Below are 12,616 nucleotides of genomic sequence, written 5' to 3' on the forward strand. Positions count from 1 at the left end.
TCGGCGGACACTTGTCCCCAAGGGTCTCACGGACCGCCGACGGCACCCCACGTGCTTACGGCACCCCATGTGATCGAGGGATCACGCGCCGGGGGGCCGCCGCTCCCGGACCTCCCGCGCTTCCCTCCCATGGGGTCATCCGGTCGAGGAGCGTTTGTAGTCCTTGCCGAGGACGACCGCCACGTCGGCGTTCCCGGAGACGGCGCCCTTCTTCACGGCGTCGGCGTCCAGCCCCAGGGTCTTGGCGACCTCGACGGCGTTGGCCTTGTCGGCGGCGTCCCCGTACAGGACCTGGGAGGCCGCCTTCGTGCCGGACGGGGCCCCGCCCTCCACGAAGGTGAAACCGCCGTTGAGGAGGACCACGCGCGCGTCCTCGGTGTTGGCCTTGGCGCCACTGGCGTTCTGGACGAAGACGCTGACCGCCGCGTCCTTGTCGGGGCTCTTCGCGGTCCCGCCGAGGACGTCCTTGACGACGCCCGCACTGGCCTGGGCGCTGAGCGTGCCGTCGGCCTGGACGGGCAGCAGGGCGGTCTTGTAGTCCCCACCCTTGGCGAGATCGGCGAGCTTGGCCAGGAAGGCGCCGAGATCCTTGTCGGTCAGGGAGGGGTCGAGGATCTGCGCGAGGGTCTGCACGGTGACGGTGGCGCCCTGCGCGTCGGAGGACACCTTGCGCAGCACGCCCTGCATGACCTGGCCGAACCGCTGCAGCTGAGCGTTCTGGGCCTCGCCCTCGGCGCGGTGGGTGGCGTAGGCGACCGCCATCTTGCCGCTGAGGGTCTGCTTCTCGCCCTTGGCGACGAGGGGAGCCTCGCCCTTCTTGGCGTTCGGGCCGGGCACGGCCGTGTCGGTGTCGACCTCGATGCCGCCGACGAGGTCGACGAGGTTCTGCAGGTACGGGGTGTCCAGACGCCAGGTGCCCTGGATGCTGGTACCGAGCACGGTGTCCAGCGCGCCGCGCGTCCCGTCGGAGCCGTCGTCGTCGACGGATTTGGCGAGGGTCGTCGTGGTGCCGTCGTCCTGCGTGAGCACGAGGGAGTTGGGCAGCAGGACCGTGGTGCCCTGCTTGGTCGTGGTGTTGTCGACGAGCAGCGCCGTGGAGGTGCCGCCCCCGGCCGTGTCGTGCAGGTGGACGACGACCACGTCGCGCTTCTGGGCGGCAGCCGCGGTCGTGCCGCCGGCGCCGGAGTCCGAGGACGACGACAGACCGGGCAGCTTCCCCGCATACCAGAGGTAGCCCACCCCGCCGACCGCGACCAGCGCCAGGACCACGACGAGAGCGACGAGCCGGCTGCGGGCGCGCCGCTTGGCCTCCTCGCGGCGCTCGGTGCGGTTCTCGGTGAAGTTCAGCCAGTCGATGACGTCCTCGGAGTCACCGTCGGGCTCCTCCACGAACGCGAACTGCTCGGTGTGGTACTCCCGTTGCTCCTGCCCGACGTCGCCGGCGCCCTCCCGGGCGTCCGCCGCGGCGTCACCGGCGCCGCCACCGGGCCTCGTGTCGCCGTCCACGCCTGCCCTGACGGGTGACTCGGCCGGGCCGGCCTGCTGCGGGATGTAGGCGGTCTGCTCGGCGGTGCGTGACTGCTCGGCCCGGGGCTGCTGCCCGGCGGCGGTCTGCCCGTAGGGGTCGTAGGGGGCCTGCGTCGCGGTGCCGTACGGGTCGTAGGCCGGGGTGGGCGCCTGGGAGCCGGTGTCGTACGGGTCGTAGGCGGGTGTCTGCTGCCCGCCCGTGGCGTATGGGTCGTAGCCGTACCCCTGCTGCCCGTGGCCCTGGCCCTGGGTCTGGCCCTGCTGCCCCTGGCCCTGGGTCTGGCCCTGCTGCCCCTGGTACTGCTGCTGCCCGTACGGGTCGTAGGACTGCTGTGCGGCCTGCTGGGGCGGGACCTGCCGGTAGACGGGCTGGCCGTACTCGTCGTAGCCGACGAGTTCGTACTGGTCGCCGCCGTACCCCGCGTCGTGTCGGTCGTTCACCGGTACCCCTCTCGGCTCACTCGCCGCGGTACAGCTCGCGCTTGTCGATGTAGCGCACGACGCCGTCCGGCACCAGGTACCAGACGGGGTCGCCCTTGGCGACTCTCGCACGGCAGTCGGTGGAGGAGATGGCGAGCGCGGGCACCTCGACGAGCGAGACGCCGCCTTCGGGCAGGCCGGGATCCATGAGGTTGTGCCCCGGCCGGGTGACGCCGATGAAATGCGCGAGCGAGAACAGTTCGGCGCTGTCCCGCCAGGTCAGGATCTGGCCCAGGGCGTCGGCGCCGGTGATGAAGAAGAGGTCGGACTCGGGGTTGAGAGCCCGCAGGTCGCGCAGGGTGTCCACGGTGTAGGTGGGGCCGCCGCGGTCGATGTCGATGCGGCTGACCGAGAACTGCGGGTTCTCGGCGGTCGCGATGACCGTCATCAGGTAGCGGTCCTCCGCCGGGGAGACGCTGCGGTGGCTCTTCTGCCAGGGCTGGCCCGTGGGGACGAACACGACCTCGTCCAGGTGGAACTGCGCTGCGACCTCACTGGCCGCCACGAGGTGTCCATGGTGGATCGGATCGAACGTTCCGCCCATGACGCCGAGGCGGCGCCTGCCGGGGTTCGACGGGCCGGTAGCCATGTCCTGCTCTCCCATGCGTGCAGACCCTACCGGCCCGGTCGCGGGGCCCCGGCCGGCAGATGTCCGGAGCGCCCCGCTATGCCGGACTGCCCGTCGCCGAACACCCGGGGGCTCAGCGGTCGCGGTTGAAGCGGGTGGTGATCCACAGCAGGAGCAGCAGGATGATGAAGGCGCCACCGCCCGTGACCAACGGGTCGAGGCTCTGGTGGTTGCCGCCGTGCTCCTCGCCCCCGGCGGCGAGGGTGACCAACTGGGCAGCGGCGCTGTGAAGGCTCATCTTCGGCAGGACCTATCCGATGGAGGTCCCCCCGCTCGAGCGAGGTCGAGAGTGGGGGAGGGCGGGATAAAGACGTCGGCCCATCGTAGACGGGCGGCTCGGCGGCGATCACGCCGACTGCGCCATTGGGAACCTTCCCGTCGGCTCAGTCGTCTTTCCGCTTGTATCCCCGCAACAGGAACCACGCGGTGAGTGCACAGCCCAGGATCATCACGATCAGTACGACGCGGAGCAGATTCCCCGGCCCCTGCTGCTGGGCGGCGCCGACGGCCTCGGAGAGCCAGGCGGCTGCGGGATGGTGCTCCATGGGGCGGGACTCCTTCGGTGTAGTGCCCGTCCACGGTAACTCCGCCTAGGCTGGCCTCTGCTTCGGGGGCGCAAAGGGCCGCACAAGGGTCCGTAAAGGGTCATGCACAGGGGCCACACAGACGCACATGGGGGAAGACATGTCCGACGACGGCCACAAGCACAACGGCGGCCACGACAACGTGCCGAGCAGGCAGCGCAGGCGCTTCCCGGGAATCTCCTCGCGTGCGTACGAGCACCCCGCCGACCGTTCCGCCCTGGTGGCGCTGCGCAAGCTGAGCGGCTTCGACACGGTGTTCAAGGCGCTCAGCGGGCTGCTGCCGGAGCGCAGCCTCAGGCTGCTGTTCCTGTCCGACTCCGTGCGGGTCTCCGACCAGCAGTTCGCGCACCTCAACGACATGCTGCGGGACGCCTGTTACATCCTGGATCTGGAGAAGGTCCCGCCGATGTACGTCAACCAGGACCCGCAGCCCAACGCCATGTGCATCGGCCTGGACGAGCCGGTCATCGTGGTCACCACCGGCCTCGTCGAACTGCTCGACGAGGAGGAGATGCGGGCGGTCGTCGGGCACGAGGTGGGTCACGCGCTGTCCGGGCACGCCGTGTACCGCACGATCCTGCTGTTCCTGACGAACCTGGCGGTCCGGGTTGCCTGGATCCCGCTGGGCAACCTCGCGATCATGGCGATCGTGACGGCGCTGCGCGAGTGGTTCCGCAAGTCGGAGCTGTCCGCCGACCGGGCCGGCCTCCTCGTCGGCCAGGACGTGAAGGCCTCGATGCGGGGTCTCATGAAGATCGCCGGCGGCAACCACCTGCACGAGATGAACGTGGACGCGTTCCTGAAGCAGGCCGAGGAGTACGAGGCCGGCGGCGACCTGCGCGACTCCGTACTGAAGATCCTCAATGTGCTGCCCCGGACCCACCCCTTCACCACGGTTCGTGCGGCCGAGCTGAAGAAGTGGGCGGAGTCCCGCGACCACCAGCGGATCATGGACGGCCACTACCCCCGACGCAGCGAGGACAAGGACACCTCGGTCACGGACTCCTTCCGGGAGTCCGCCGCCCACTACGCGACAAGCGTCAAGAGCTCCAAGGACCCGCTGATGAAGCTGGTCAGCGACATAGCGGGCGGTGCGGGCGGCCTGGGCGGGCGCGTCCGGCGCGGTTTCGACGGCTTCACCGGCCCGACTCCGTCGCAGGACCGGCCGCGCGACGGCTCGGACGAGGCGGACGGAGAGGGCGGGGCGCAGGGCCCGAAGGACACGCCCCCGCACGGCGACAAGTAAAGCTCCGCTCCACCGCCCCGGCCTCACACCCCGTCCCTCTCGGCCCCGGCCTCACACCCTGGGCTGCGCGCTCGTCGCCAGGGCCCCGCACAGGGCCGTCGCGCCGCCGGTCGCATAGGGGTCCGTACCGGCCGGGCCGCCCGACTTCGCGGTCTGGCCGGCGAGCAGTGGCCGCAGGTGGTTCGTGGAGTCCTCGGCGCAGGAGAGCGGCCCCGCCTGGACGTAGGACACGATCAGCTGGAGCTGGTGGGTGCGCAGGTCCTCGCGGTCGAAGCGGAACTGCAGCTCACGGCGGACGGTGAACAGGGAGGCCGGGGCGGCGGCGGCGCCCGCGGGCCGCAGTGCGTACACGAGGGTGTGGTCCGCGGTGACCTCGAGGGTCGAGGAGTCGGTCTCGGCGGCCTGCAAGGTCCCCTGGACCCGGACCTTGCGGTCGGCCAACTGGGCCAGGGCGGGGTCGAAGCGGACCAGCCAGCCGGTCGGCGCGTGCCGGCCGTCGGCGGCGGGATGGCTGAAGCTCTCGTCGAACTGGTCGAGCTGGTCGGCGTCGATGAGCGCCCGCACGGGCCGCACCTGCTGCCCGGTGAGCACCTCCGGATAGAGGGAGGAGTGCACGATGTACTCCTTGGCCGTGGTCAGCGCGGCCACGACCTGGCTGTCGGAGAAGTGCGCGGTGCGCCGGGAGGCGGGCAGCGGCACGCCCTCGGCGCCGATGCGGAACTGCGCGGCGGGGCTGTGCGCGAAGAGCGATTCGGGGGCGGCCGCCCCGGGCACGGCTCCCTGCGGGGAGAGCGGGATGACGGTCATCCGCAGTGGTTCGGCGGTGCGGCGGGCCGTCTGGGTCTGGTAGGGGTTGCGCAAGCCCATGTAGACGGCGGTGCCGAAGGCAATGGCGATCAGCAGTACCAGGGCCAGGGCCTGCCGGGACAGGCCGCCGCGTCGTCGCGCGGGGCGGCGGCGGACGGCGGGGGCGTGGTCGGTCAGGCGCTCGTGCGCGGAGTACTCCTGGATGCGGGCAGCGCGGATGAACGACTCGTCGAAGACGACGGATCGGTACTCGTCCTCACCTCCGGAAGTGCCCTCGGGTGTCCCCTCCGGTGGGTCTCCAGGGCCGGCCATACTTTCAGGGTAGGTCGCACGGACCTCGGGTAAACGCCCCGCTGTACGACAAGTTCTGACAGGGGCTCATCAGCTGGGCGCCCGCGCGCGTACGGGCTCGTACCGCTTTGCGTCGTACAGGCGTTCGTGCAGACGTTCAGGGAGTCCGCGGGACCGCCGAGACGGGTGGCCGGGACTGGTCGGCGGATGCGGAGGGCGGTGGCACGCTCCCCTGCTCGAGTCCGGTCGTGGCGGGCGACGGCAGCTGGTCACGGCTGCCCGAGGAGGTGCCCCGGTAGACCGCGGCGAAAGCCAGCGCAACCATGCCGACGCCCATGACCAGGGCGAGCATCCAGGCCACGGGACGATGCCAGCGGACCTGTCTGCCGTACGGCCCGTGGGCGCCGTAGTGACGCTCCCAGGCTTCGGTCAGGTCGGCGTCCGGGTCGTCGAGGTCCGGATCGTGGCCGAAATCGTCCGCACCGTAGACGTCCTCGAAGCGGTCGCCTCTGGCGCGGGCTCTGCGGGCCTCGGCCTCCGAGGCCTCGGCTCTCGCCTCGGCGGCGGCAAGGAGACGTTCGACGGCGGTCGGCTCGTGCACCACGGCCGCCCGTACGAAGGCCTCGTCGAAGACCACGGAGGCGAACTCTTCGTCCGACACCCCGCGGTCGTGGTCGTCGTCGGGCTCCCAGCCGTCAGGGAACGGCGTACCCCCCACGTCCTCCGGCACGTGTCCAGAGTAGACCTGGAGGGTCATTTTGGGCAGGCGGACGGAAAATTCATGCGCAGGACGAGACGCCTTTCACGGCGTTCGCCGCGCGGCGGCGCACCCGGCCGTTCGGGGCGTTCCCGCCGCCCGGGTCAGCGCCGTACGTGTCCGTCGCCCGTGACGATGTACTTCGTGCTGGTCAGCTCCGGCAGACCCATGGGACCGCGGGCGTGCAGCTTCTGGGTGGAGATGCCGATTTCCGCGCCGAAGCCGAACTGGCCCCCGTCGGTGAAGCGGGTGGAGGCGTTGACGGCCACCGTGGTGGAGTCGACCAGCTGGGTGAAACGTCGGGCCGCCTGCTGTGACGTGGTGACGATGGCCTCGGTGTGGCCGGAGGTCCACAGCCGGATGTGCTCGACGGCCCGGTCCAGCGAGTCGACGACGGCGGCGGCGATGTCGTAGGAGAGGTACTCGGTCTCCCAGTCCTCCGGGGTCGCCTCGACGACGGTCGCCTTGGAGTCCTCGGCGTATGCCAGCACGCGCTCGTCGGCGTGCACGGTCACGCCCGCCTCGGCGAGGGCGTCGAGGGCGCGGGGCAGGAACGTGGGGGCGATGTCCTGGTGGACGAGGAGGGTCTCGGCGGCGTTGCAGACGCTGACCCGGTGGGCCTTGGAGTTGATCAGGATGTCGATCGCCATGTCGAGGTCGGCGTGGGCGTCGACGTAGACGTGGCAGTTGCCGGTGCCGGTCTCGATGACCGGGACGGTGGACTCGGTGACCACGGTCCGGATGAGCGAGGCGCCGCCGCGCGGGATGAGGACGTCGACCAGTCCGCGGGCGCGCATCAGCTCGCGCACGCTGTCCCGGCCCTCGCCGGGCACCAGCTGCACGGCGTCGGCGGGCAGCCCGGCCCCGCCCACGGCGTCACGGATCACCCGGACGAGGGCGCTGTTCGACTCGTAGGCGGAGGAGGAGCCGCGCAGCAGGACGGCGTTGCCCGACTTCAGGCAGAGCGCGGCGGCGTCCACCGTGACGTTCGGACGGGCTTCGTAGATGATGCCGACGACGCCCAGCGGGACGCGCACCTGGCGCAGGTCGATGCCGTTGGGCAGAGTGGAGCCGCGCACGACCTCGCCGACCGGGTCGGGCAGTGCGACGACGTCCCGCACGTCGGAGGCGATGGCCCGGACCCGCTCCGGGGTGAGGGTCAGCCGGTCGACGATCGCTTCGCTGGTGCCGGCCTCGCGGGCCTTGGCGATGTCCTTGGCGTTGGCCTCGACGATGTCACTCGTACGGACCTCCAGCGCGTCCGCGATGGCGAGCAGCGCGTCGTCCTTGGCGGCCCGGGGCAGCGGCGCGAGGTCGGCGGCGGCCCCCTTCGCACGGTAGGCGGCCCGGGTGACCGGGGACATGGAGTCGTACGGCGAGAGCGTGGTCATAAGGGAAGGGTAGTGCGCCGCACCGGCCCGTTCACCGCTCGTTCCACACCCCGAGATTCCCCGGGGGGACTTCTCCGGGCGCGGCGGCGAGCGGCGTCAGTAGGGGTGGACCCCCACGGGCGTCGCCGGGGCCGGGCCGTAGCCCTCGGCGATGCGCTGGTGGTACGTCTGGCGGTCGATGACCTCGAGGCCGACGATCTCCCAGGGCGGCAGGCCGGCCGTCTGGCGGTGCTCGCCCCACAGGCGCAGGGCGACGGCGGCCGCGTCATGCAGGTCGCGGGCCTCCTCCCAGTACCGGATCTCGGCGTGATCGCCCGCGTATCTGCTGGTCAGGAGGAACGGATGATCGTGGGCGAGCTGTTCCAGAGCCCGCCGGACCTCCTGCACCGGGGCCTCCTCGCCGGAGACGCTGAGGGTGACGTGCCACAGCCGGGCGATCTCCACGGGCTGCCCGCCCTTCGACTCGGCGACCGTCTGCGCCCGGAAGCGCTCACCGGCGGCCACGCTGGTCAGGGCGCGCTCCTCGCCGGACGTGCGCGGCGCCGCCGAACCGGCCCCGCCGGTGCTCCCACGAGCCGCTGCCACCCCAGGGCGCACTCGTCTCACGACGGCCTCCTTTACGCAGCGCTCGTGCGGATGTCCCGCGTTTCGCCGCGGTCACCCGCGGCCGTGTCCCTGAGACAAAGTTGAGCAGGCCGCACGCCTCCGCGGGGCGGTTTCACGGAACGTCCCCCACCGGTACGGATCGTTCGAGCGCGTTTACGGGTGGAGGATCACCAGGTCGTCCCGGTGGACGACCTCACGCTCGTACTCCGCTCCCAGTTCGCGTGCCAGGTCCCGGGTCGACCGTCCGATCAGCTGGGGGATCTCCTTGGCGTCGAAGTTGACGAGACCGCGGGCGACCGCCCGCCCCCGGGCGTCCCGCAGCTCGACGGGGTCGCCCGCGCTGAACTCGCCCTCGACGGACGCGATCCCGGCCGGCAGCAGGGACGTGCGCCGCTCGACGACCGCGCGTACCGCGCCGTCGTCCAGGGTCAGGGAGCCCTGGGGGGTGGAGGCGTGCTGAAGCCACAGCAGCCGGTCGGCGGAGCGCTTGCCGGTGGGGCGGAAGTAGGTGCCGGTGTCCCCGCCACTCAGGGCGTCCGCCGCGTGGACGGCGCTGGTGAGCACCACGGGGATGCCGGCGGCGGCCGCGATCCGGGCGGCCTCGACCTTGGTGACCATGCCGCCGGTGCCGACGCCCGCCTTGCCGGCGCTGCCGATCTCCACGTGCGCGAGGTCGTCGGGCCCGCGCACCTCGGCGATCCGCGAGGTGCCCGGTGTGCTCGGGTCGCCGTCGTAGACGCCGTCGACGTCCGACAACAGCACCAGCAGGTCGGCGTGGACGAGGTGGGCGACGAGGGCCGCGAGCCGGTCGTTGTCGCCGAAGCGGATCTCGTCGGTGGCGACGGTGTCGTTCTCGTTGACGATCGGGAAGGCGCCCATCGCGAGCAGCTTGTCCAGGGTGCGGGAGGCGTTGCGGTGGTGGGCGCGGCGGCTCATGTCGTCGCTGGTCAGCAGCACTTGTCCGACACGGACGGCGTAGCGGGCGAACGAGGCGGTGTAGCGGGCGACGAGCAGTCCCTGGCCGACGCTGGCGGCGGCCTGCTGTCGGGCGAGGTCCTTGGGGCGGCGGCGCAGTCCCAGCGGGGCGAGCCCGGCGGCGATGGCCCCGGAGGAGACGAGGACGATCTCCTTCTCTCCCCCGCTGCGGCTCTTGGCCAGGACGTCGACGAGCGCGTCGACCCGGTCGGCGTCGAGGCCGCCCGAGGCGGTGGTCAGCGACGAGGAGCCGACCTTGACGACGATCCTGCGGGCCTCGCCCACGGCCTGCCTTGCCCCTGCCACCTTGTTCTTCGCCCCTTGTGTAGGTCCACGGCTGCCCTGCCCGGCAATCTACGCGAACGGGGCCCGGGAGCGCTTCGGGGTTTCATTTCGCGGACAGTGCGGCGAAGCGCGGCGAGCACACAACGTCACCGTTTGCTCACCATTTGCATACGGCAAAAAGGTTGTGTTGGTTCCTCGTAGAATTTGAAGAGAACACAAATTTATTTTCAAGTTTGGGTCACCTACAGTTCGCGGTGTGAAGCGCATACTCCTCAGGTCGGGGAAGAGCCCCTTCGACGTCGTCCCCGTCGAGGAAGCCCTCCACCGCGACGTCATGGCCACCAACTCCGGCAACCTGATCTTCAGTGACGCAGCGCACAAGATCCTCATGGCGCCGGACACCGAGGTCGTCTCGAACGGCATGCGGACGGACGCCAACGCGGCGGCCCGGATCAACGAGGAGTACGACGCCTTCGTCGTCCCGCTGGCGAACGCCTTCCGGCCCACCTTCGAGCAGTCTCTGCAACGGCTGACCCGGCTCATCGGGAAGCTGCGGATCCCGGTCGTGGTGCTGGGCGTCGGCGCGCAGACCGGGGTGGCCTACGAGGCCGCGCGGCTGAAGCCCATCGAGGCCACGGTGCGCGCCTTCTGTGCGGCGGTGCTGGACCGCAGCGCGACGATCGGCGTGCGGGGCGAGTTCACCGAGCAGTACCTCAACGACATGGGCTTCCGGGACGTCGAGGTCATCGGCTGCCCCTCGATGTTCCTGCACGGCGACCGGCTGCCGGTGGAGAAGAGGACGGCGGCGCTCACCGCCGAGTCGCGGATCGCCGTCAACGGCTCGCACGCCGCGGTGCGCGGCGGCGGACTGCACCGGATCATCACCCGGACGAACGAGCGCTATCCGAACCTGCTCTACATAGGCCAGAACCTCACCGACGCCAGGCAGCTGTACTGGCGGGACACGGACTCCGTGGGCGGCAGGGTCACCGAGATGCCCACCCATCCGGACCACCCGATGTACCGGGCGGGCAAGGCGCGGGTCTACATCGACCCGGTCACCTGGCTGGACGACCTGCGCGAGTTCGACTACTCGTTCGGTTCACGCATCCACGGCAACATCGCGGCGCTGCTGGCCGGCACCCCCGCGACGGTGCTCGCCTTCGACTCGCGGACGCTGGAGCTGTGCCGCTACTTCGAGATTCCGCACCGGCTCCTCAGCGAGACGCCCGCGGACCTCGACCCGGCCGACCTCTACGAGGAGGCCGACTTCAGCGGGCTGACCGGCAACCACAAGGAGCGGTTCGACCGGTTCACCGCGTTCCTGGACAAGAACGGGCTGCGGAACACCTTCACCCACGGCGACGGCGGCCGGGCCTTCGACGAGAAGCTGCGCTCGCTGTCCTTCCCGGCGGGTGTGCGTCCCTGGAACGACGCCGACCTCGCCTCGCTGACCAGCCGGTTCGGCTGGCTCCAGCAGCGGATCAGCGAACTGGACTCCACCAACGCCCAGTTGAGGCGAGACCTGGCAAAGAGCCGGTCCGGCGCGAGAGGCGCGGCCAGGGCCGCCGCGGTCATCCCGGCCCCCTCGATCTACCGCCGTGCGAGGCGTGCGGTGGGCGGTCCCCTGCGTCGCGCCCTCAAGCCGGGCAAGTAGCCCGGTCCCCGCTCCCCCGGGGGACGAGGCTCCGGCTCAGGCCGCCGCGGTGCCGCCCGGGCGCGTCGGGGGCCGGCGGAATCTGCGCAGCCGCCTGCGGACCTTGCGGGCGAAGCCGCGCAGGAACGTCTCGGCGGTGTCCTTGCGCCAGCCCGGGTAGGCCGAGGCCTCGCGGGGCTCGGCGAGGTAGATCCGGTCGGGCAGGCCGGCGTCTCGCGAGCCGTAGTGCGGGTAGGCCAGGTAGAGCTGGGTGTTGCGCTTCTTCAGAACGGGCGTCGGCTCGCTCTTGGCCTTGATGAACTCCAGGACGTCCACGAGCAGGTCGGGGCGCTGCCGGGCCACCAGTTCCAGGCGCAGCCGCTCGTGGACCTTGAGCCGCTGGGCGACGCCCTCGTTCCAGTAGGCGTCCATCAGCGGCCGGGCCAGCTCCATCTTGGTGCGCCGGATCTCCTCGTCGTTCCTGAGGAAGACGGGCCCGAACTGCGGCAGCACGGTGACGAGGAACGGGCGGACCATGAGCACGTCCCGCTTGGGGCCCGCCGGTAGCAGCCGCTCCAGCAGGCCCATCAGGGCGCGCGCGGAGTCGAAGCGCAGGGTGTAACTCCCGCTCTTGGTCACGTGCTTGCCGTCGCTGCGGCCCACCAGGTAGTAGCAGGTGTAGTCGGCGACCACGGAGACGCCGTCGGCCCGCAGATAGGCCTCCATGGTGAACAGCGCGTCCTCGCCGGTCCACAGGGACTCGTCGAAGCGTATGTCGTGGCGCTGCAGGAACTCCCGGCGGAAGAGCTTCTGCGCGCTGAGGGTGAACTTGATGTTGGAGGAGAAGACGTCCGTACGCTCGAGCGTCTTGGCCCACATCGACTTCGGGGGGTTGCGGTTGATGCCCTCGACGCGCCCGAGGACCACGTCAGTGCCGTTGCGGTCGGCCATGGCGACCATGCGCTCCAGGGCTTCGGCGCCGAGCCGGTCGTCCGCGTCGAGGAAGAAGACGTAACGCCCGGTCGCCTTGGCGAGGCCGACGTTGCGCGGGCCGCTGGGGCCGCCGGAGTTCTCCTGCCGGATCACGGTGACGGCCATGGGAGCGCGGGCGGCGAACTCCTCCAGGCACTCCCCCGTGCCGTCGCGCGAGCCGTCGTCTATGGCTATGACCTCGATGAGGCCGGGGGCCATGGTCTGCGCCTCGACCGAGGCAAGGCACTCGACCAGGTACGGCATCGCCTCGTACGCCCCTATGACCACCGTGACGTCAGGCTGCGCAACGGCCACTTTTCCCTCTCACCACCACAACGTTCCGACAAGACTGCTTTGGATACCCGATAGACGACGAACAGACGGGCCGGGTTGCTCGCACACGGGTACGTGTTCCACATCACAGGATGCAC

Annotated in this window: 12 protein-coding genes; 2 read left to right on the forward strand and 10 right to left on the reverse strand. The window is 70.9% G+C overall.

What is annotated here, in order from left to right; translation table 11 throughout:
• Positions 1–135 precede the first annotated feature (135 nt).
• The 4 genes from QF032_RS13910 to QF032_RS13925 form a co-directional block, all read right to left on the reverse strand.
• The gene (locus QF032_RS13910) at positions 136–1,968 is read right to left on the reverse strand and encodes an LCP family protein (protein ID WP_307056123.1); all 1,833 of its coding nucleotides are present in this window, start codon (positions 1,966–1,968) and stop codon (positions 136–138) included.
• A gap of 16 nt (positions 1,969–1,984) precedes the next feature.
• Positions 1,985–2,611 carry a nicotinate-nucleotide adenylyltransferase gene (gene nadD / locus QF032_RS13915; RefSeq protein ID WP_107443980.1) on the reverse strand — a complete coding sequence of 209 codons (627 nt, stop codon included), beginning with the start codon at positions 2,609–2,611 and terminating at the stop codon, positions 1,985–1,987.
• 97 nt (positions 2,612–2,708) lie between these two features.
• Positions 2,709–2,873 carry a hypothetical protein gene (locus QF032_RS13920; RefSeq protein ID WP_307042879.1) on the reverse strand — a complete coding sequence of 55 codons (165 nt, stop codon included), beginning with the start codon at positions 2,871–2,873 and terminating at the stop codon, positions 2,709–2,711.
• A 145-nt stretch (positions 2,874–3,018) separates the two neighbouring features.
• Positions 3,019–3,180: a hypothetical protein gene (locus QF032_RS13925; protein WP_266717635.1), complete on the reverse strand. Its 162-nt coding sequence runs from the start codon at positions 3,178–3,180 to the stop codon at positions 3,019–3,021.
• A gap of 127 nt (positions 3,181–3,307) precedes the next feature.
• Here QF032_RS13925 and QF032_RS13930 point away from each other — a divergent pair, with 127 nt between their 5' ends.
• Positions 3,308–4,465, forward strand: a complete 1,158-nt coding sequence (locus tag QF032_RS13930) for a M48 family metallopeptidase (RefSeq protein ID WP_307042881.1) — start codon at positions 3,308–3,310, stop codon at positions 4,463–4,465.
• A 51-nt stretch (positions 4,466–4,516) separates the two neighbouring features.
• On the opposite strand, the gene QF032_RS13935 is transcribed toward QF032_RS13930, so the two are convergent.
• From QF032_RS13935 to proB, 5 genes are all read right to left on the reverse strand, one after another.
• A complete protein-coding gene (locus QF032_RS13935) occupies positions 4,517–5,584 on the reverse strand; it encodes an SCO2583 family membrane protein (RefSeq protein WP_307042883.1) in 1,068 nt (355 codons plus the stop codon).
• A gap of 136 nt (positions 5,585–5,720) precedes the next feature.
• Positions 5,721–6,293 (reverse strand): SCO2584 family spore wall biosynthesis protein, encoded by a 573-nt coding sequence (locus tag QF032_RS13940; RefSeq protein ID WP_444875762.1) that lies wholly within the window; start codon positions 6,291–6,293, stop codon positions 5,721–5,723.
• Positions 6,294–6,424: 131 nt separating this feature from the next.
• Positions 6,425–7,711: a glutamate-5-semialdehyde dehydrogenase gene (locus tag QF032_RS13945; RefSeq protein WP_307056124.1), complete on the reverse strand. Its 1,287-nt coding sequence runs from the start codon at positions 7,709–7,711 to the stop codon at positions 6,425–6,427.
• Between the two features lie 96 nt (positions 7,712–7,807).
• Positions 7,808–8,317, reverse strand: a complete 510-nt coding sequence (locus QF032_RS13950) for a hypothetical protein (protein ID WP_307042885.1) — start codon at positions 8,315–8,317, stop codon at positions 7,808–7,810.
• A gap of 153 nt (positions 8,318–8,470) precedes the next feature.
• Entirely contained in the window at positions 8,471–9,577 is a 1,107-nt protein-coding gene (gene proB / locus QF032_RS13955) for a glutamate 5-kinase (RefSeq protein ID WP_306956100.1), read from the reverse strand.
• A 256-nt stretch (positions 9,578–9,833) separates the two neighbouring features.
• On the opposite strand from proB, the gene QF032_RS13960 reads away from it, so the two are divergent.
• The gene (locus tag QF032_RS13960; protein ID WP_306952323.1) at positions 9,834–11,234 is read left to right on the forward strand and encodes a polysaccharide pyruvyl transferase family protein; all 1,401 of its coding nucleotides are present in this window, start codon (positions 9,834–9,836) and stop codon (positions 11,232–11,234) included.
• Between the two features lie 36 nt (positions 11,235–11,270).
• On the opposite strand, the gene QF032_RS13965 is transcribed toward QF032_RS13960, so the two are convergent.
• Positions 11,271–12,500 carry a glycosyltransferase family 2 protein gene (locus QF032_RS13965; RefSeq protein WP_307042887.1) on the reverse strand — a complete coding sequence of 410 codons (1,230 nt, stop codon included), beginning with the start codon at positions 12,498–12,500 and terminating at the stop codon, positions 11,271–11,273.
• Between the last annotated feature and the right edge of the window lie 116 nt (positions 12,501–12,616).

Source organism: Streptomyces achromogenes, assembly GCF_030816715.1.
In the GTDB taxonomy this organism is placed as follows: Bacteria; Actinomycetota; Actinomycetes; order Streptomycetales; family Streptomycetaceae; genus Streptomyces; species Streptomyces achromogenes_A.

What these genes read in the sequence shown, in the direction of transcription:
- nadD (WP_107443980.1), bottom strand. Translation starts at nt 2,611, where the DNA reads ATGGGAGAGCAGGACATGGCTACCGGCCCGTCGAACCCCGGCAGGCGC.
- QF032_RS13920 (WP_307042879.1), bottom strand. Translation starts at nt 2,873, where the DNA reads ATGAGCCTTCACAGCGCCGCTGCCCAGTTGGTCACCCTCGCCGCCGGG.
- QF032_RS13925 (WP_266717635.1), bottom strand. Translation starts at nt 3,180, where the DNA reads ATGGAGCACCATCCCGCAGCCGCCTGGCTCTCCGAGGCCGTCGGCGCC.
- QF032_RS13930 (WP_307042881.1), top strand. Translation starts at nt 3,308, where the DNA reads ATGGGGGAAGACATGTCCGACGACGGCCACAAGCACAACGGCGGCCAC.
- QF032_RS13935 (WP_307042883.1), bottom strand. Translation starts at nt 5,584, where the DNA reads ATGGCCGGCCCTGGAGACCCACCGGAGGGGACACCCGAGGGCACTTCC.
- QF032_RS13945 (WP_307056124.1), bottom strand. Translation starts at nt 7,711, where the DNA reads ATGACCACGCTCTCGCCGTACGACTCCATGTCCCCGGTCACCCGGGCC.